This window comes from Mesorhizobium sp. B2-4-17 (assembly GCF_006441275.1).
GTDB lineage: Bacteria > Pseudomonadota > Alphaproteobacteria > Rhizobiales > Rhizobiaceae > Mesorhizobium.
In genome coordinates this window covers 1-18,003 of record NZ_VFUX01000053.1, presented here as the reverse complement: position 1 = coordinate 18,003, position 18,003 = coordinate 1, and the positions used below count along the sequence as shown (strand labels likewise).

24 protein-coding genes are annotated in these 18,003 nt (G+C 62.0%); 9 read left to right on the top strand and 15 right to left on the bottom strand.

The genetic code is table 11. From position 1 onward, the window contains the following. Window positions 1-68: 68 nt before the first annotated feature. Window positions 69-257 carry a DUF3008 family protein gene (locus tag FJ548_RS28630; protein ID WP_140609394.1) on the top strand — a complete coding sequence of 63 codons (189 nt, stop codon included), beginning with the start codon at window positions 69-71 and terminating at the stop codon, window positions 255-257. Between the two features lie 90 nt (window positions 258-347). On the opposite strand, the gene FJ548_RS28625 is transcribed toward FJ548_RS28630, so the two are convergent. Continuing rightward, window positions 348-545: a hypothetical protein gene (locus tag FJ548_RS28625; protein ID WP_140779641.1), complete on the bottom strand. Its 198-nt coding sequence runs from the start codon at window positions 543-545 to the stop codon at window positions 348-350. A 376-nt stretch (window positions 546-921) separates the two neighbouring features. Here FJ548_RS28625 and rpsD point away from each other — a divergent pair, with 376 nt between their 5' ends. From rpsD to FJ548_RS28605, 4 genes are all read left to right on the top strand, one after another. Beyond that, on the top strand, window positions 922-1,539 hold the full coding sequence (gene rpsD / locus FJ548_RS28620; protein WP_140779640.1) for a 30S ribosomal protein S4: 618 nt from the start codon (window positions 922-924) through the stop codon (window positions 1,537-1,539). Window positions 1,540-1,675: 136 nt separating this feature from the next. Then, window positions 1,676-2,563, top strand: coding sequence for a tRNA 2-thiocytidine(32) synthetase TtcA (gene ttcA / locus FJ548_RS28615; RefSeq protein WP_140779639.1), 888 nt, complete (start codon window positions 1,676-1,678; stop codon window positions 2,561-2,563). Beyond that, complete coding sequence (locus FJ548_RS28610) at window positions 2,553-3,383, top strand: inositol monophosphatase family protein (RefSeq protein ID WP_140779638.1); 831 nt, start codon at window positions 2,553-2,555, stop codon at window positions 3,381-3,383. The genes ttcA and FJ548_RS28610 overlap by 11 nt, the downstream gene beginning before the upstream one ends. 187 nt (window positions 3,384-3,570) lie before the next feature. Further along, the gene (locus FJ548_RS28605; RefSeq protein ID WP_246678793.1) at window positions 3,571-3,855 is read left to right on the top strand and encodes a hypothetical protein; all 285 of its coding nucleotides are present in this window, start codon (window positions 3,571-3,573) and stop codon (window positions 3,853-3,855) included. A gap of 71 nt (window positions 3,856-3,926) precedes the next feature. Here FJ548_RS28605 and FJ548_RS28600 read toward each other — a convergent pair whose 3' ends face one another. From FJ548_RS28600 to FJ548_RS28575, 6 genes are all read right to left on the bottom strand, one after another. Next, window positions 3,927-5,195, bottom strand: a complete 1,269-nt coding sequence (locus tag FJ548_RS28600; protein ID WP_140779636.1) for a multidrug effflux MFS transporter — start codon at window positions 5,193-5,195, stop codon at window positions 3,927-3,929. 144 nt (window positions 5,196-5,339) lie between these two features. After that, entirely contained in the window at window positions 5,340-5,675 is a 336-nt protein-coding gene (grxD, locus tag FJ548_RS28595; RefSeq protein WP_140609381.1) for a Grx4 family monothiol glutaredoxin, read from the bottom strand. A gap of 156 nt (window positions 5,676-5,831) precedes the next feature. Next, window positions 5,832-6,065 carry a BolA family transcriptional regulator gene (locus tag FJ548_RS28590; RefSeq protein ID WP_056562227.1) on the bottom strand — a complete coding sequence of 78 codons (234 nt, stop codon included), beginning with the start codon at window positions 6,063-6,065 and terminating at the stop codon, window positions 5,832-5,834. Between the two features lie 123 nt (window positions 6,066-6,188). Then, a complete protein-coding gene (locus tag FJ548_RS28585; RefSeq protein WP_140609379.1) occupies window positions 6,189-6,713 on the bottom strand; it encodes a hypothetical protein in 525 nt (174 codons plus the stop codon). Further along, window positions 6,710-8,941: a phosphoribosylformylglycinamidine synthase subunit PurL gene (purL, locus tag FJ548_RS28580; protein WP_140779635.1), complete on the bottom strand. Its 2,232-nt coding sequence runs from the start codon at window positions 8,939-8,941 to the stop codon at window positions 6,710-6,712. The genes FJ548_RS28585 and purL overlap by 4 nt, the downstream gene beginning before the upstream one ends. A gap of 151 nt (window positions 8,942-9,092) precedes the next feature. Next, window positions 9,093-10,505 carry a PLP-dependent aminotransferase family protein gene (locus FJ548_RS28575; protein ID WP_140779634.1) on the bottom strand — a complete coding sequence of 471 codons (1,413 nt, stop codon included), beginning with the start codon at window positions 10,503-10,505 and terminating at the stop codon, window positions 9,093-9,095. A gap of 94 nt (window positions 10,506-10,599) precedes the next feature. On the opposite strand from FJ548_RS28575, the gene FJ548_RS28570 reads away from it, so the two are divergent. After that, window positions 10,600-10,851, top strand: a complete 252-nt coding sequence (locus FJ548_RS28570) for a DUF1127 domain-containing protein (protein ID WP_140609373.1) — start codon at window positions 10,600-10,602, stop codon at window positions 10,849-10,851. Window positions 10,852-10,858: 7 nt separating this feature from the next. Here FJ548_RS28570 and FJ548_RS28565 read toward each other — a convergent pair whose 3' ends face one another. From FJ548_RS28565 to purC, 7 genes are all read right to left on the bottom strand, one after another. Beyond that, window positions 10,859-11,500, bottom strand: coding sequence for a Pr6Pr family membrane protein (locus FJ548_RS28565; protein ID WP_140779633.1), 642 nt, complete (start codon window positions 11,498-11,500; stop codon window positions 10,859-10,861). Window positions 11,501-11,503: 3 nt separating this feature from the next. After that, complete coding sequence (locus FJ548_RS28560; RefSeq protein WP_140609369.1) at window positions 11,504-11,911, bottom strand: hypothetical protein; 408 nt, start codon at window positions 11,909-11,911, stop codon at window positions 11,504-11,506. Beyond that, window positions 11,908-12,573, bottom strand: coding sequence for a glutathione S-transferase family protein (locus FJ548_RS28555; RefSeq protein WP_140762211.1), 666 nt, complete (start codon window positions 12,571-12,573; stop codon window positions 11,908-11,910). Before FJ548_RS28555 ends, FJ548_RS28560 begins: the two co-directional genes overlap by 4 nt. An 85-nt stretch (window positions 12,574-12,658) precedes the next feature. Beyond that, on the bottom strand, window positions 12,659-13,327 hold the full coding sequence (purQ, locus tag FJ548_RS28550) for a phosphoribosylformylglycinamidine synthase subunit PurQ (RefSeq protein WP_140779632.1): 669 nt from the start codon (window positions 13,325-13,327) through the stop codon (window positions 12,659-12,661). Next, window positions 13,324-13,578: a hypothetical protein gene (locus FJ548_RS28545; RefSeq protein ID WP_140609363.1), complete on the bottom strand. Its 255-nt coding sequence runs from the start codon at window positions 13,576-13,578 to the stop codon at window positions 13,324-13,326. Before FJ548_RS28545 ends, purQ begins: the two co-directional genes overlap by 4 nt. 19 nt (window positions 13,579-13,597) lie before the next feature. Beyond that, window positions 13,598-13,840 carry a phosphoribosylformylglycinamidine synthase subunit PurS gene (gene purS / locus FJ548_RS28540; protein WP_140609559.1) on the bottom strand — a complete coding sequence of 81 codons (243 nt, stop codon included), beginning with the start codon at window positions 13,838-13,840 and terminating at the stop codon, window positions 13,598-13,600. 34 nt (window positions 13,841-13,874) lie between these two features. Continuing rightward, complete coding sequence (gene purC / locus FJ548_RS28535) at window positions 13,875-14,669, bottom strand: phosphoribosylaminoimidazolesuccinocarboxamide synthase (protein WP_140609361.1); 795 nt, start codon at window positions 14,667-14,669, stop codon at window positions 13,875-13,877. A 275-nt stretch (window positions 14,670-14,944) separates the two neighbouring features. Between purC and FJ548_RS28530 the strand changes: the two genes are divergently transcribed. Then, a complete protein-coding gene (locus tag FJ548_RS28530; RefSeq protein WP_140609359.1) occupies window positions 14,945-15,265 on the top strand; it encodes a DUF1476 domain-containing protein in 321 nt (106 codons plus the stop codon). 170 nt (window positions 15,266-15,435) lie between these two features. Then, complete coding sequence (locus FJ548_RS28525; RefSeq protein ID WP_140609357.1) at window positions 15,436-16,209, top strand: HpcH/HpaI aldolase/citrate lyase family protein; 774 nt, start codon at window positions 15,436-15,438, stop codon at window positions 16,207-16,209. A 13-nt stretch (window positions 16,210-16,222) separates the two neighbouring features. On the opposite strand, the gene FJ548_RS28520 is transcribed toward FJ548_RS28525, so the two are convergent. Further along, window positions 16,223-16,777 (bottom strand): alpha/beta hydrolase, encoded by a 555-nt coding sequence (locus FJ548_RS28520; RefSeq protein ID WP_140692503.1) that lies wholly within the window; start codon window positions 16,775-16,777, stop codon window positions 16,223-16,225. 245 nt (window positions 16,778-17,022) lie between these two features. Between FJ548_RS28520 and FJ548_RS28515 the strand changes: the two genes are divergently transcribed. Next, entirely contained in the window at window positions 17,023-17,835 is an 813-nt protein-coding gene (locus FJ548_RS28515) for a VOC family protein (protein ID WP_140779631.1), read from the top strand. Window positions 17,836-18,003: the final 168 nt, after the last annotated feature.

The following is an 18,003-nucleotide window of genomic DNA, read 5'->3' as shown; positions in this document are numbered from 1 at the left end:
CGGGCCTCTGCTGCTGGAACTGAGGCCGGAGGCTCGGCGTTTTCTCCTGACAGCAAAGGAGAACGGCCATGCCAGCCACCTCGAAAGCCCAACAGAAAGCCGCCGGAGCCGCACTCTCCGCCAAGCGCGGCGAGACGAAAAAGAGCGAACTCAAGGGCGCTTCCAAGGGAATGTACGATTCCATGAGCGAGAAGCAGCTCGAGGAGTTCGCCGAGACGAAGCGCAAGGGACTTCCCGAGAAGAAATCGAAAGACTGAAATCCTGTCGGCTGCGTTTGAAGACGTAGCGCCGAACAAACGAAAGCCCGCAGCGCAACTGCCTATCAGAGGCTGAAATTCTCGCCTAGATTACCAACGGTGGCAGCGCCGCACTCTTTCGACGATCACCCGGCGGTGACCATGCCGCCACACCACCCTCTTTTTCACGATGACGCGGCAGACCTGTTTATGCCCGTGCCAGTGGCGGGCCATTGCCGGTTCCGGCGCCACCGCCATCGAACCTGCAAGTACCGCGGCGCCTACCAGGGTAAGGAAGAATTTCTTCATAAGAATTGCGCTCCTCTTGCTCCAGTCCCTTCCTGGTGCCGTTGGCGCAACAACCTCCCGCCACATCCGGCACTGCATCAACGCGCGAAACGCTATATCGTTGTTTTGCCCGGCGCCAGTCATAAGCTTGACACCGGTTAAATCTCGGTTTAACCAGCCGCCAACGCCGGGCAGCGATGTCCGGTGTTTGTTTTGTATATGCGAGATCAGTCACCCTGGTTGTCTCTGGTCTTGTTTGAACTGACGTGTCCCGTGGGTTTTCCGCCGCGTTGCGTGGGAAGACTCTGTCAGGTCCCGAAAACGGAGGCCAGAGGAGGGCGCGTTTCCTTCACCCGGACCATGAGGTTCCGGGTGTGTTGTTTTGAAAGGGAATGCGATGAGCAAGCGCGAATCCGCGAAATACAAGATCGACCGCCGGCTAGGCGAAAATATCTGGGGCCGCCCGAAGTCCCCGGTCAACAAGCGTGAATACGGTCCCGGCCAGCATGGTCAGCGCCGCAAGGGCAAGCTTTCCGACTTCGGCCTGCAGCTGCGCGCCAAGCAGAAGCTGAAGGGTCACTATGGCGACGTTTCGGAAAAGCAGTTCCGCAAGGTCTACGAAGAGGCCGACCGCCGCAAGGGCGACACTTCGGAGAACCTGATCGGCCTGCTCGAGTCGCGTCTCGACGCGGTCGTCTACCGCGCCAAGTTCGTGCCGACCATTTTTGCCGCCCGTCAGTTCGTCAACCATGGCCACATCAACGTCAACGGCAAGCGCGTCAACATCGGCTCGTACCGTTGTAAGCCGGGCGACGTCGTCGAGGTGCGCGAGAAGTCGAAGCAGCTCGTCATCGTCCTGGAATCGGTTGCCCTCGCCGAGCGCGATGTACCGGACTATATCGAAGCCGATCACAACAAGATGGTCGCGACCTTCGCCCGCATCCCTGGCCTGTCGGACGTTCCGTTCGCCGTCCAGATGGAACCGAACCTGGTCGTCGAGTTCTATTCGCGCTAAGCGAACGCTTTTTTGCGATCCATCCAAAGGCCGCCCATCGAGGCGGCCTTTTTGTTTCGCGCATTCGCTTTGGCGTTTCGATTTCCCGGCCGATGCGCTAATCCGTGCGGACGTCACACTCCGGGGCCGTTGCGCCATGAACATGCAGCCAGATATCGAGACGCTTGAACCGGGCAACGAAGGCGGCTCCCATCCGCTGTTCGCCGATGTGCCGTCCTCGGTCGAATTCAACAAATTGCGCAAGCGGCTGCTGCGGCTGACCCGCCAGGCGATCGAGGATTTCTCGATGGTCAAGCCGGGCCAGCGCTGGCTGGTTGCACTGTCGGGCGGCAAGGATTCCTACGGTCTGCTCGCAATGCTGCTCGATCTCAAATGGCGTGGCCTGCTGCCGGTCGAACTGCTGGCCTGCAATCTCGACCAGGGCCAGCCGAATTTTCCCAAGCACATCCTGCCCGATTATCTCAACGCCAACGGTATCGCGCACCGCATCGAATACCGGGACACCTATTCAGTCGTCACCGACAAGCTACCCCAGGGCAGCACTTATTGCTCGCTCTGCTCGCGGCTGCGGCGCGGTCATCTCTATCGCATCGCGCGTGAGGAGAAGTGTTCGGCGCTGGTGCTCGGCCATCACCGAGAGGACATCCTCGAAACCTTCTTCATGAACCTGTTCCATGGCGGCCGGCTTGCCGCCATGCCGCCAAAACTGCTCAACGACGAAGGCGACGTCATGGTGCTGCGGCCGCTGAGCTACTGCGCCGAGGCAGATCTCGAGAAATTCGCAGCGGCGATGCGGTTTCCGATCATTCCCTGTGATCTCTGCGGCAGCCAGGAAGGCCTCCAGCGCAACGCCATGAAGGCCATGCTCGGGGACATCGAGAGACGCATGCCTGGGCGCAAGGACACGATAATCCGCGCGCTGTCCAACACCAGGCCGTCGCATCTGCTCGACAGGAACCTGTTCGATTTTGCCGCCCTGAACCAAACCCTCATCACGGGACAAGACGCTTCCGATGACATTTGATGATAACGCGATCGACTGGCTGGCCAGCTTGCTGGCCGAGGCGGCCGACATCGAAATCATGCCCCGCTTTCGCCGGCTGGGCGACGGCGACATCAGACAGAAGACCTCGGCAGCCGATCTGGTGACGGAAGCGGACGTGAATGCGGAGCGGCTCATCACGGCCCGGCTGCGCAGCCATTACCCCTCCGCCATGGTTGTCGGCGAGGAAGCCTGTTCCGACAATCCGGCGCTGCTTGATGGCCTGGGAGAAGCCGACCTGGCTTTCGTCATCGACCCGGTCGACGGCACGTTCAACTTCGCATCCGGCGTGCCGCTGTTCGGCGTGATGCTTGGCGTCGTCGTCAAGGGCGAGACGGTCGCCGGCATCATCCACGATCCCGTCGGCAAGGACTGGCTGATCGGCGCCAGGGGCTCCGGCAGCCACATCCGCCACGCACACGGCGCGCTGGAGAAAGTGCGGGTTGCCGCGCCCGCGGCGCCGATTTCACAGATGACCGGCGCGGTCTCCTGGCAGTACATGGCGGAGCCCGAGCGCACGCGGCTGGCCTGCAACCAGACCAAGACGCTGTCGCAATTCAATTATCGCTGCGCCGCGCATGAATACCGCTTGCTGGCAAGCGGCCATGGCCATTTCGTCGTCTACAACAAGCTGATGCCCTGGGATCATCTCGCCGGCGTGCTGATCCACGCAGAAGCCGGTGGCCATGCCGCGCGTTTCGACGGCAGCGCCTATCTGCCGGCGCATGTCGGTGGCGGCTTGCTGGTCGCGCCGGACAAGGAAAGCTGGCAGGAGCTGCGCCGCGAGCTCTGGGCGGAGTAGGATCGACCGGGTTGTGCGACCGAAGGATAGATGCGATCTCATGCCAATCGAGAGGGTTCCGTAGATGAAGTCTCGGTCCACGATTGTCGTAGCGGCCCTCGCCATCATCTTGGTTGTCGGCTCCAACCAGGCGAGATCGCAGCAGCGCCCATGCCGCAGTCCCGATCCTGTTGATACGATAAAGGAGATGTCCGCCGCGATCTTCGCTTGTTGGCAGCCGCCGCCTGGAACAGCAGGCATGTCCCTGACGTTGCGGTTTTCGCTTCGCCGAAACGGTACGCTGATTGGCAAACCTCGCGCCACCTATTCCAAACTGGGAAGCGACGACGCGCTCAGCCGCGCTTTCGTCGCTTCCATTCTCGACGCTCTCGACAAGGCCTTGCCGTTGCCCGTTTCAGACAGCATGGGCGAGGCAATCGCAGGACGTATGCTTGCTCCTCGCTTTACGGCAGCCTTTGTAGGCTCATCCTGATACATCTCGCTCGAAAGCGGGTCGCCCAGAGTGTGCCGTGGTTTGGGACAACGACACGCGCAAGCGACAATTCAATGCAAGTCGGTGATGTGCCCTGAAACGGGTGGGTTGTGTGGCTGGAACATCTTGCCGCGCTCGGCAAGAAGAATCATCAACAGCGCCGCGACCGAGACGCTGCAGAAGCCGGCGGCAAGCGGCGTCACCGTGCCGTTGAAAGCTTGACCGATCAGCGTGCCGAGAATGCCGCCGAGAAAAGTCTGCATGAAACCCAGGATTGACGACGCCGTGCCGGCCAATTGACCTAGGGGCTCCATGGCCAGCGCGTTGAAATTGGCGCCAAGCGCTCCGAACGGAAGCATGGCGCCCGCAAAGAAGGTGATAAACAGCCAAAGCGGCATCTTCGTTTCCAGCGAAACGACCAGCCACGCCAGGCTGATGACCAGAAACAGCAGCAGCGCGCTCTGCGATAGTCGGCGCATGCCGATCCGGCCGACAAGGCGTGAGTTAAGGTAGTTGGAGAAGGCGAGCACGCCGGCGACCCCGGCGAAGATCACCGGAAACATTTCGCCGACGTTGAAGACGTTGACGTAGATCTGCTGCGCCGAGGCGATGAAGCCGAACATGGCGCCGAAAATGAAAGTGCTGGCAAAGGCGTAGCAGAGCGCGATGCGGTTGGTGAGCACGATGCGGAAGCCGCCGAGGATGGAGGAGGCCGTCAGTGGCCGGCGATATTCAGGATGCAGCGTCTCGGGCAGACGCAGCAGCGACCATGCCGAGACGATCAGGGCACCAATAGCCATGGTGACGAAGATCCAATGCCAGGTCGCGAACAGCATGATGAACTGACCGATGCCGGGAGCAATGACCGGTATCGCCATGAACACCATGAAGATCAGCGACATCACTTCGGCCATGCGGCGGCCATCGAATGTGTCGCGTACGATCGAGACCGCGATGACGCGCGTCGCCGCCGCGCCAATACCCTGCACGGCGCGGCAAAGCAGAAGGGTTTCAAAACTTGGTGCAATGGCGGCCGCGGCGGCCGCCGCCACGTAGATGATCAGGCCGGCGACAAGTGGCGAGCGGCGCCCGTAACGGTCCGAGATCGGGCCGAAGAAGAGCTGGCCGCCGCCAAAGCCCAGAATATAGGCGGTGACGACATATTGCCGGTGGTTTTCATTCTCGACGCCGAGCGAGGCGCCGATCTGTTGCAGCGCCGGCAGCATGATGTCGATGGCCAGTGAATTGAGCGCCATCAGAGCCGCGCACAGCGCAATGAACTCCCAGCGCGGGATGGGCAAAATGGTTGCCCGTTGCGGCGCTTCTTTCTGCTGGTCCACGGCAAGTCCGATCTCTCAAACGAAAACGCGCCGGCGGGCCGGCGCATTGGCTCGTCTTGGTCCTAGCGTCAGGACATAAAAAATTGCGGCGGTGGGGTCGCCCGGATGCTCAGTGCAGTCGTTATGACATGCCCGAAACCGAAATCAGGCGGCGCCTTTGACGCTGACGCCCTTTTCGACCAGGAAGTCCTGCAACTCGCCGGCCTGGAACATCTCGCGCACGATGTCGCAACCGCCGACGAACTCGCCCTTGACGTAGAGCTGAGGGATGGTCGGCCAGTTGGAATAATCCTTGATGCCCTGGCGCAGTTCGGCTGAGTCCAGCACGTTCACGCCTTTGTAGTCGGCGCCGATATAGTCGAGGATCTGGACGACCTGACCGGAGAATCCGCACTGCGGAAAACCGGGCGTGCCCTTCATGAAAAGGACGACGTCGTTGCCCTTCACTTCATTGTCGATGTAGTCGTTGATACCGCTCATGGAAAATCCTTTCCCGCCTGTGGGAGTCAGGCTTCGAAACATGTCCTTCAAATAAACCTATAGGTTGCCCGAAACAAGACTTTAGCCATGCCATGGCCGAAATGGCGCAAAGGATGGGCGGTTTTGGGCCAAGCGGGTGTCGAGTTGGTTGATCCCTCAGTCGGGAACGCTGGTCTGCAGCGCAAGTGCGTGCAGCACGCCGCCCATATTGCCCTTCAGCGCGTCATAGACCATCTGGTGCTGCTGGACGCGGCTCTTGCCGCGAAAGCTCTCGGCCACGACTTCGGCGGCGTAATGGTCGCCATCGCCGGCGAGGTCTCGGATCGTCACGCGGGCGTCCGGAATGCCGTCCTTGATCAGTTTTTCGATGTCGCGGGCGTCCATTGCCATTGCAGAATTTCCTGTTTCGGGCGGGCGGCGACGTGGCTGCCCATGCGATGAGAGTCGGGGTAAACCTAAAGCCTTTCCAGCCGGGATTGAAGCCGTTCCGTCCACCATCGGAGCGATTGTCGGCTACAAGGCATTCTCATCGTGATGGATCGCATCGTCTGTGGGCTCGTCTTCGCGCATCGAGAAGGCGCGGCCAAGGCTGAAGACCAGCACATAGAGTGGAAGATTGACCGCCAAATTAGCGATCGGCAGGTAGCTGGTCATCCGCCAGGCGGGCGAGAAAAACGGTTGGCCGTAGCCATCGCAGACAAGCGAAGAGCCATATTCCCACAATGCCCCCAGCACGGCCGCTAGGGCGAAAAGCTTGATGCAGATGACGACCTGACCTGTTCGCGTGTTGTCTGGCAGAAGCCGGGTCCAAAGCAGCAGACAGATGATCGGAACCGCGTAGATGAGGTTCTGCAGCACCAGCATCGGAAGCGCGCCATTGGCCGCCGCGAGGAACTCGGCGCGCGTTTCCAGTCTGGGACAAACCTCGCTCGAGGTCGTCGACAGCAGGAAGAAGACGAACGGTCCGAGGAACCAGAAGAAGAACAGCGACGGCCAGAAGACGACTGCGAGCAGCGCCCGGGCGGCCAGTCTCGTCAACTGGCCTGGTCCATGAAGCGCGGGAACCAGCCTTCATGCGCGGCGGTCAAGTCGCTGACCGGGATCGCCCTGGCGTCACCGAGTTTCAGCGCGGCGCCGCCGGTCGAGCCGATCCAGGGCGCGAAGATGCCGAGTTCGCCCTGCTGCTTGCGGATGGCGTCCCATTCGTCGCCATGCGGGTCGATCGACAGCGTCAAGAGATAGCGGCCCTGATCCTCGCCGAACCAGACCGGGATCGGATCGGTGCCGACCAGTCCGGGAACGGTCGCGCCGATGCCCGACGCCATCGCCATTTCGGCCAAGGCGACCGCAATGCCGCCGTCCGAAACATCATGCGCCGCCGTGACGGTACCGGACGCGATCAGCGAACGCACATGGTCGCCGACGCGCTTCTCGTGCTCGAGGTCGACCGGCGGCGGCGGGCCGTCGGTGCGGCCATGGATGTCTCTGAAATAGACGGACTGGCCAAGATGCGTGCCCCAGGAGGCGGGAGCACCGACCAGCAGAATCATCTGGCCCTCGGCCGCGAAGCCGATCCGTACCATCTTAGACCAGTCGGCGATCAGTCCGACGCCGCCGATGGTCGGCGTCGGCAGGATGCCTTGGCCGTTGGTCTCGTTGTAGAGCGAGACATTGCCCGACACGATCGGGAAACCAAGCGCGCGGCAGGCATCGCCGATGCCTTTCACCGCGCCGACCAGCTGGCCCATGATCTCGGGCCGTTCCGGGTTGCCGAAATTGAGGTTGTCGGTGGCGGCCAGCGGCAACGCGCCGGTGGCGGTCAGGTTGCGCCAGCATTCGGCCACGGCCTGCTTGCCGCCCTCGTACGGGTCGGCTTCGCAATAGCGCGGCGTCACGTCGGAGGAAAAAGCGAGCGCCTTGGTGGCATGGCCCTCGACGCGCACCACGCCGGCATCGCCGCCGGGAAGCTGCAGCGAATTGCCCTGGATCAGCGTGTCGTATTGCTCCCAGACCCAGCGACGCGACGAAAGATCCGGTCCGCCAAGCAGTTTCAGCAGTGCATCGGCGACATCGGCCTGCGGAATATCGTTGGCGGCAAGCGGCGCCGGCCTCTTGGGTTCGATCCAGGGGCGGTCGTATTCGGGTGCCTTGTCGCCGAGATCCTTGATCGGCAGGTCGGCGACCTGATCCCCCTGATGCAACACACGGAAACGCAGATCGTCGGTGGTCTTGCCGACAATGGCGAAGTCGAGGCCCCATTTGTGGAAGATCGCCTCGGCTTCCTTTTCCTTTTCGGGACGTAGCACCATCAGCATGCGCTCCTGGCTTTCTGACAGCATCATCTCGTAGGCGCTCATGCGCTCTTCGCGCACCGGCACCTTGTCGAGGTCGAGCTCGATGCCAAGGTCGCCCTTGGCACCCATCTCGACCGCCGAACAGGTAAGCCCTGCGGCACCCATGTCCTGGATGGCGATGACGGCGCCGGAGGCCATCAGCTCGAGGCAGGCCTCCAGCAGGCATTTTTCGGTGAAGGGGTCGCCGACCTGCACGGTCGGGCGCTTCTCGTCGATCTTGTCGTCGAATTCCGCCGAGGCCATGGTGGCGCCGCCGACGCCGTCGCGGCCGGTCTTGGCGCCGAGATAGACAACCGGCAGGCCGACGCCCTTGGCTTCCGACAGGAAGATGGCGTTGGTCTTGGCAAGGCCGGCCGCGAAGGCGTTGACCAGGATGTTGCCGTTGTAGCGGGCATCGAAATTGACCTCGCCGCCGACCGTCGGCACGCCAAAGGAGTTGCCATAGCCACCGACGCCGGAAACCACGCCGGCGACGAGATGCCTGGTCTGGGCGTGGTCGGGAGCGCCGAACCGCAACGCATTCATCGCCGCGATCGGCCGCGCCCCCATGGTAAAGACGTCGCGCAGGATGCCGCCGACGCCGGTCGCGGCTCCCTGGTAGGGCTCGATGAAAGACGGGTGGTTATGGCTTTCCATCTTGAAGACGACGCAGTCGCCGTCGCCGATGTCGACCACGCCGGCATTCTCGCCCGGTCCCTGGATGACCTGCGGCCCGGTGGTGGGCAGCGTGCGCAGCCATTTCTTGGAAGATTTGTAGGAGCAGTGCTCGTTCCACATCGCCGAGAAGATGCCGAGTTCGGTGAAGCTCGGCTCGCGCCCGACGAGATCGAGAATGCGCTGGTACTCATCGGGCTTCAGCCCATGCGCGGCAATGAGCTCTGGGGTGATCGGCACGGAATTGGAAATGGTCATGGGCGGCGATGTATGTCCATGGAGCTTGGATTTTGAGTCCCCTCTTATCGCAAGCTTTGTGGCCGATACACCCGTCGATTGGCGAAAACGCACGAAAACCCGACAAAGCCACAGGGCAGCCTGATGGCTGGCTTCCGAAGCGCTTTGCGGTTCAGGAGAAGCTGTCGTAGCCCGCGCGGCCCTCATCGAGGAGGCGCCTGATGACCGCAACGCCGTCGGCGACGTCTCCACGACGTCTCGGCTGCGAAACACCGAAACGGACGCCATGAAAGACCTGTTCCGAGCGGCCGGCCTTGAACTCGTCCTCGTCGTCGATCAGCACGCCGTGTTCCAGGCAGGCGTTCTTGAAGGTGCCGGAAAGCCAGGGGTCGGGCAGGGTGAGCCAGACAAAGGGCACCTTGTCATGTGACTTGAACGCGAAGCCGGCCAAGGTTTCGCGAACGATCGCGATGCGGGCGCTGATTTCGGCGATGCTGCGCTTGCGGATATCGCTGGCCTGTCCCGAAAGCACCAGACGGGCATTCACCTCCGCCAGCAGGAACGGCATGCCGCCGGTCATCATCTTGTGGGCGACGCGGATACGGTGGCGATAGGCGGGCGGGCAGGCGAGCCAGCCACCGCGCATGCCGGCCGCCACCGATTTCGACAGGCCGCCGGCAACGATGGTGCGTTCGGGGGCGAATTCAGCCAGCAGCGGTGTCGGATCGTCGGTCAGATTGCCGTAAAGGTCATCCTCGATCATGACGACATTGTAGTCGCGTGCAACCCGCGCCATCGCCTCGCGGCGCGCGGCCGACAGTGTCGCCAGTGTCGGATTCTGCGCGGTCGGCATCAGGAAGATCATCCTGGGATGCTTTTGTGTGCAGACGCGCTCGAAATCGTCGGGGTCGATGCCTTGGTCATCCGATGCCACCAGCGCGGTGCGCCGGCCGATCAGCCCAGCACTGCGGGATATCTGAGAATAGGTGAGGTGTTCGAAGGCGACATAGTCGCCAGGCGTTGTCAGCGCAGCGATCGCGCCCATCACCGCGGCATGGGTGCCGAGCGTCGGAACGATGGCGTCGGCGGCTGGTCGAAAGGAATTGCGCGACAGCCAGCGGACGCCGGCTTCGTACCAGCGGTCCGGAAAATCGCGCGTATAGCTCGAAATTTCGTGCGGATGATCCTGTGCGGTGCGCGACAGCACATCGGCAACATCAGCGCCCTGGCCGATATCGGGTGCCGCGGTGCTGTCGAAACGCAGCTTGTCCTTGGGCGCATCGACATAGCGCGTGCCTTCCACGCTGACGTCGGGGGCCTCCGGCTTCAGGCCGTCGGGACGCTGACCGAGCACATAGGTTCCTCGCCCCACTTCGCCACTCACCAGCCCGCGCTCGCGCAGCAATTGGTAGGCCCGGCCGACCGTGCCGACGGTGGTGCCGATGTCATAGGCGAGGTCGCGCTGCGGCGGCAGTTTCGCGCCGGCATCGATCACGCCCCGGTCGATATCTGACTCAATGCTGTCAGCAAGGCGCTGATAAAGAGGACCGGAACCGGCAGTGAGGTCTGGAAGCCAACTTGTCATGGTGACAATTTTGTATATTGCACCGCATTGTGAGTCAATACATATCGAAAAGCGTGCCAGAGAGGGGTACAATCGAGAAGTCTGGTTGATAAAAATGGATACAATCGCGACAATCCGTCATTCGAGACCCGAGCTATCAGACCAGGCGCTACGCCCGTCCGGCCAGCGCGGCTTTGTCGGCAGCATGGTGCGTGTGATCAGGTCATTGGCGAGATGGATCGACCATTTGCTGGAGCGCCGACGCAGTCGGCTGGCGTTGCTGGAGATGACCGACGATCAGCTCAAGGACATCGGCATCTCCCGCTGCGATGCCCACCGTGAGGCCATCAGGCCTTTCTGGGAGTAGGCTGGTCTTAGCGGACATCGTTGGTCCGCAGACGCGCGACGCCGTGATCGACGAAAACGGCGACAACGCAGATCATCAGAAACATCGCCGTGACGGCCAGCGCCGCCATGGCGACACTGGCTGCACCGTTCTTGGCGACGTCGAGGAAGGGGTAGGGCACCTCGCCGGCAAGCGGCGCGCGCGTCAGCGCATAGGCCAGATAAGCGACGGGATAGAGCATCCACCACGAAATGTCGCGCCAACGCGTTCTGCCGTCGGCGCCTGCTATCAGCCACCACAGCACGAACAGCACGGGCGTCACGTAATGCAGCAGCACATCGCAGAGCAGAAAGAGGCCCTGCGGGTGCCATAGCCGCGCCAGGACCGTGGCGTAGACGATGGAGACCAGGGTGATGGAAACAGCGACGCCTGCACGCATCCTTGGTCCAGCGAAGGCCGGCAGCCACGCATAGCCGGCCGGTGACAGCAGCGACGTGTGCACCAGCACGGCGCCAATGTTGGTCAGGATGGTGAAGAAGCTGAAATAGAACACGATGGAGCCAAGCAGGCCGCGGCCGGCTTCCATCGACGCCGGAATGGTGATGCAGAACTGCAGGACGAGCGCGATCAGGCCGAAGGCCAGACCCGCCACCCGCAGAAAGCGGCCCATGGATTAGGCAGTTGCCGCGCAGGCCGGGTTGCCGGCCTGCCAGCGGGCGATGTCGGCCCCGATGCGTGCGCCAAGCGGGTCGTTCATCAGCGGTCCGAACACGTCGACACGGCTCGAATTGCCTTGCGCCTGCACGACCAGCAAAGGCTTGCCGCCATAATGCTTGGCCGGCACCAGCAGGAAGCGCGGCGTGCCGCTGAACGAGTTCAGCTCATTGGCCATCTGATATTGCCTGAAGGCCGGGTCCTTGCTGGCGATCCAGCATTTGTGGGCCGCGATCGCCACCTGTTCCATGGCCAGCAGCGCCGCACTTTTGCCCGAGGGCACGGGCGTGCTCTTCGGGCTCGATTGGCACGATGCCAGGGCAAAGCCCGCTGCGGCAACGAAGGCGATCGTCTTGCTCTTGATCAAGCGGCACCCATCTCGAGTTCGGACAGAAAGATCTTCAGGCCGTCGGTCATCTCGCCCCATACACGCGACAATGCCGGATGCTGCAGGGCGATCTGCTCATAGGCATCGAACTTGGGATAGGCGTCGAGCAGGTCGTGGCGGCCTGTCATGGCGCGGAAGTTGTTGAAGATGAAGCGCGTCGGCGTCAGCCAGGCGTCGGCGAAGCTGATGTCGCTGCCGAGCGCGAAGGGACCTTGCGCCATGCGCGCCTCGATCGCCGCCAGCCCGTGGTGCAGGCGGGCGAATTGGGCTTCGATCTCGGCGTCGTTGCGCTTCGGCACGAAATGCAGCTCGAACAGCTTCATCGTCGGCGTCAGCACATCGAGATCGGTGATGCGGGCGAACATGCGCACCAGCGCGCGATCCTTGGAATCAGCCGGCAGCAGCGCCGGTTCAGGAAACCGTTCCTCCAGATACTCGGCGATGACGACCGATTCGACGATCGTTTCGCCCGAGCCGGTGATCAGCACCGGAATCCGGTTCATCGGCGAGATGGCGCGAAATTCTTCGGGGATTGGAAAACCCGGCGGTGGCGCGATGATCTTGACCGGCACGTCCTTGATATAGGCCAGCGCCCGCACGATCGAAGAGTAGGGCGACAACGGTCGCGAATAGAGTTTCATGACAGTCTCTCCCCAGTGACGCGGACTTTTCCATTGGAATGGCTGGAATGCCCGGCTTGTTTCAAGGCTTTCGCCTCAGTGGTTATCAGGCCGCGATGCCGAGGGCGCCTTCGAAGAGCGCGCGGCCGTCGCTGCCGCCATGGGCGGCCTCGATCAGGTTTTCAGGATGCGGCATCAGGCCAAGCACATTGCCTTGTTCGTTGATGATGCCGGCGATGTCGTTGAGCGAACCGTTGGGATTGGTGCCTTCGGCATAGCGGAACACCACCTGGCCTTCGCCTTCGACGCGGGCAAGCGTCTCTGTGTCGGCAAAATAGTTGCCGTCATGGTGCGCCACCGGCGAGCGAATGATCTGGCCGGGCTGATAGCGGCGCGTGAACATGGTGTTGGCGTTGGCGATCTGCAGTTTCACCTGCCGGCAGACGAATTTCAGCGATGAGTTGCGCATCAAGGCGCCCGGCAGCAGTCCGGCCTCGACCAGGATCTGGAAGCCGTTGCAGACGCCGATGACCATGACGCCCTTCGCCGCCTTTTCGGCAACCGCCCGCATGACCGGCATGCGCGCGGCGATCGCGCCGCAACGCAGATAATCGCCGAAGGAGAACCCGCCCGGAATGGCGATAAGATCGACATCGGGGATTTCGGTATCGGTCTGCCAGACGGTAGCCGGCGCATGTCCCGAAATCTTGGTCAGCGCCGCGATCATGTCGCGGTCGCGATTGAGGCCAGGCAGGAGGACGACGGCTGATTTCATTTTGGTTCGAAAGGCCTCTGAGATTCGGCGAGTTCGCGCAGGTCGAGACGGCGGTCAATGCGTTCAAGCCGATCATCCTGGCGGGCGAGAATTCCGTAGATGTTGTGGATATCGCTTTGCGTTGCCACCATGTGACCTCGCATTACATTCAATTCCCGTTTCGTCTCGGAGACATCCTGACGAAGTTCGCCGATTTCGTGATGCACACGCTTCATAAGCTCAAACATCAGTTCGTTCGTGACTTCCGCCATCATGCCCTCCGACACAACCTCAGGTAAGCGTCACACTATAATTCTCAATCACCGTATTCGCCAGCAGCTTGTCGCACATGGCCTTGAGATCAGCCTCGGCCTTGCCCTTGTCGGCCCCGGCCAGCTCGACATCGAACACCTTGCCTTGCCGCACCGTGCCGACGCCATCGAAGCCAAGCCCCGACAGCGCGTGTTCGATCGCCTTGCCCTGAGGGTCGAGCACGCCATTCTTGAGGGTGACGGTAATGCGGGCCTTGATCACGCTGGACATGCTCCTGCTCGAATAGTGGTCTTGGTTAGTGCGGCTTGCCCTTGAGGCCATCGGTCGAGGCGACGAGCACCGGACCGGTCGGGCGAGGCGGCTCGTTCTCGTTCATGATGCCCAGGCGGCGGGCGACTTCCTGGTAGGCTTCGACGAGGCCGCCCATGTCACGGCGGAAACGGTCCTTGTCGAGCTTGTCCTGCGTCGCCACGTCCCACAGGCGGCAGGAATCCGGCGAAATCTCGTCGGCCACGACGATGCGCATCATGTCGCCCTCGAACAGGCGGCCGCACTCGATCTTGAAGTCGACGAGCTGGATGCCGACGCCCATGAACAAGCCGGAGAGGAAATCGTTGACGCGGATGGCGAGTGCCATGATGTCGTCGATCTCCTGCGGGCTCGCCCAGCCGAACGCGGTGATGTGCTCTTCCGACACCATCGGATCGTCGAGCGCGTCGGCCTTGTAATAGAATTCGATGATCGAGCGCGGCAAAACGGTGCCTTCCTCGATGCCGAGGCGCTTGGACAGCGAACCGGCGGCGACATTGCGCACCACCACTTCGAGCGGGATGATCTCGACTTCCTTGATCAGCTGCTCGCGCATGTTGAGCCGGCGGATGAAATGGGTCGGGATGCCCATGCGGTTCAGATGGTTGAAGATGTGCTCGGAAATACGGTTGTTGAGCACACCCTTGCCGTCGACGACCTCGTGTTTCTTCTTGTTGAAAGCGGTGGCATCATCCTTGAAGAACTGGATGAGCGTGCCCGGCTCGGGCCCCTCATAGAGGATCTTGGCCTTGCCTTCATAAATGCGGCGGCGATTTTTCATCTGATTTTTTCTCTGGATTTGCGGGCAGGCGGCAAGCGACCAGTTCCTGTCCGTCTGCCTAAATTAGTGCGGCGACGGGGGCGTTCAATGCCGGGTCTATCCCAATCACATCGTTTGCTCAATCGGCAAATCCTTTCAATCAACCGCTTTCAGGACTGAAATGCCGCAGCGCAGCATGCGACGAAGCATATTGACCGGCTCGCGACCTTTTGGTTTGTGCTTTGGCAATACACATATCCATCGCCAACGAATCGGATTTGACCCGGAGGGAAGCCATGAGCAGCATGAAGGATCGCGAAGAGGGCTTTGAGCGCAAGTTTGCCTTCGATGAGGAACTCCGGTTCAAGGCCTCGGCGCGCCGCAACAAGGCGCTTGGTCTGTGGGCTGCTGAAAAGCTTGGAAAATCGGGCGCCGACGCCGATGCCTACGCCAAGGAAGTCGTTGTTTCGGATATCGAGGAAGCCGGCGATCATGACGTGTTCCGCAAGATCCGCAGGGATTTCGATGCCGCGGGCGTCGCCCAGTCGGACCATCAGATCCGCCGCACCATGGACGAACTGATGGCGCAGGCCATCGAGCAGATCAAGAACACCTGATCCGGGCCGAGGCAGGTTTCCGCAAAAGCGTCCCACGGTTTTGCGGCAGAACCTGCGACGAACCCAGGAATGACTGGACCAATCGACCGCCCGGCCGTTCCGGGCGGTTTTTCTTTGCCTTTGTCGCACTTTCCGGCTGAACTGCTCATGCTAACAAGGAAAGAGATTAGATGTCCCTGAAGTCCCGCCTTGCCGCCGATGAAACGCTGGTTACCGCCTGGTCCGGCGTGCCGGATGCCCTGACCGTCGAGATTCTCGCCAAACAGGGGTTCGATGCGGTTACGCTCGACATGCAGCATGGCGGCCATCACGAGGACAGCGTGCTTCGCGGGCTCATGCCGGTGCTCGCCGCAAATAAGCCGGCGCTGGTGCGCATTCCTGTCGGCCGTTTCGATATGGCAAGCCGGGCGCTCGATTTCGGCGCCGAGGTGGTCATCGCGCCGATGGTGAATTCGGTTGCCGACGCAAGGCTGTTCGCCGCGGCCATGAAATATCCGCCGCTCGGCGAGCGCTCGTGGGGCCCGACCTATGCCTTCCCGCGCCATGGCAAGGGCGACCAAGCCGAATGGCTGCGCGACACCAACCAGCGCACGATGGCTTTTGCAATGGTCGAGACGCGCGCCGCACTCGATGCGCTCGACGGGATCCTCGACACGCCGGGCATTGACGGCATTTTCCTCGGGCCATCGGATTTCTCGATCGCCTGGACCAATGGCGCCACGGTCAATTCCACGCTGGAAAGCATGATGGAGACGGTGGCGTCGGTTGCCGAGCGCACCCGCAAGGCCGGAAAACATGCCGCGATCTATGTCGTCGAGCCAGCAATTGCCGGCCGCGTCGTGTCGATGGGCTACCGTCTGCTCGCCACCGGGTCCGAGCATGCGCTGATTTCGCTGGGGGCAAAGACCCTGCTCAAGGGCATCAAGGATTCGATCGACGCCTGACGCGGCGCGACCGCTAAGCCTTCAGGTCCGTCAGGAACTTGGCGAAGGTCATGGATCCTTCGGGCCACGGGCCGAAGCCTGAATCCGCATTGAGATGACCGGTCTCGCCGGCATCGATGAACAGCGAGCCCCAGGCGCCGGCAATATCCTCGGCGACATCGAAGGCGCAGAAGGGGTCGTTGCGGCTGGCAATCACGATCGAGGGAAAAGGCAACGGCTCGCGCGGGTAGGGACCGAAGGTCATCAGGTGCTTCGGCTTGATCTTCGGATTGGCGACATCGGGCGGCGCAACGAAGAAGGCTCCGGCGACCGGCCTCACGAATTGCGGAATGGCTTGCACGGCCGCCGCGACCCCAAGCGAGTGCGCGACGATGACCACCGGCCTCTCGGCCGCGTTGACAGCGTTGGCCACGCTCGCCGTCCAGTCCTCGCGCACCGGCTTCGACCACTCCGCCTGCTCGACGCGCCGCGCCGTCGACAGTTTCGATTGCCAGCGGGTCTGCCAATGCTCGGGTCCGGAATTGGTGTAGCCCGGAACGATCAGAATATCTGCGTCTTTGACTTTCATGGTGGTGAGATAGCGAGCGCGATTGCCGCATGCAACCGTTGATGGATGTGCTCCTGCTCGTAATGGTGAACACCATGTTCGCTTTTCGGCGTCTTGTGTGAACGATCGCGATGGACGATCTGTCATCAGGAGAGAACCAGCCGTGGAGGACCGGGATTTTGGCGCTGACACGGCGTACAATGATCGGTGGCGCCGGGTTCCTGGCTTTGGGAGCTTCCTCGAGTGTTGCCAAAACGGAGACAAGAATGAGCGAACTGCCATTTGCCGCCACCACGCCGGTGAGCGTTGCCCGTGTCGGGCTGAAGGCGCGCGATGCCGAAAGCCTCGCTGCCTATTACCGCCGGGTTGTCGGCCTGCAGGAATTGAGCCGCGCCGACGGCGCGATCATCCTGGGCGCCGCCAACCGTCCATTGCTTATTCTCGAGCCGGATGCCTCCGCCAAGCCGGACGACCCGCGCAGCGCAGGCCTGTTCCACACGGCTTTCCTGCTTCCCAGCCGTGCCGATCTCGGCCGTTGGATCAACCACGCCATATCAGACAAGATCGCCGTCGAGGGTGCTTCGGACCATCTGGTCAGCGAAGCGCTCTACCTGACCGACCCGGAAGGCAACGGCATCGAGATCTACGCCGACCGCCGTCCACAGGACTGGACGTGGAACGGCGACAGGATCGCCATGGCGACCGAGCGGCTGAACATTCCTTCGGTCGTTGCCGAAGTGCCGGCCGGCGATGCAGGCTGGCAGGGCGCGCCGGAAAACAGCATTGTCGGTCACGTCCACCTGCGCGTCGGCAGGCCGGAAGAGGCCGAGGCCTGGTGGAACCAGGAATTCGGCTTCGACACGGTGGCTAAATATGGCAGTCAGGCGGTGTTTCTGTCGTCAGGCCACTACCATCATCATATCGGCGCCAATGCCTGGCAGAGCGCCGGCGCCGGCCGCCGCGACCCGTCCCGCTCGGGCCTTGCCTGGGTCGAGATGCGCTCGGACAATGTGACCAGCGAAACGACCCGCGAGGATCCTTGGGGCACGGTGATCAGGACAGTCCCAGGCAAGGCCTGATCGGGCGCCAACACAGCTTCTTCTCCCCGTCACTGTACCAGGGCAATCGCATATGGATTCTTGCGAAGAGGAACCCCCACCCTAACCCTCCTGTAGAGACCGGGGAGATGGTGGACAGGCGTTCGGAGACATCGTGGACACTTCCCGAGCATCGAATCGGGAGGGACG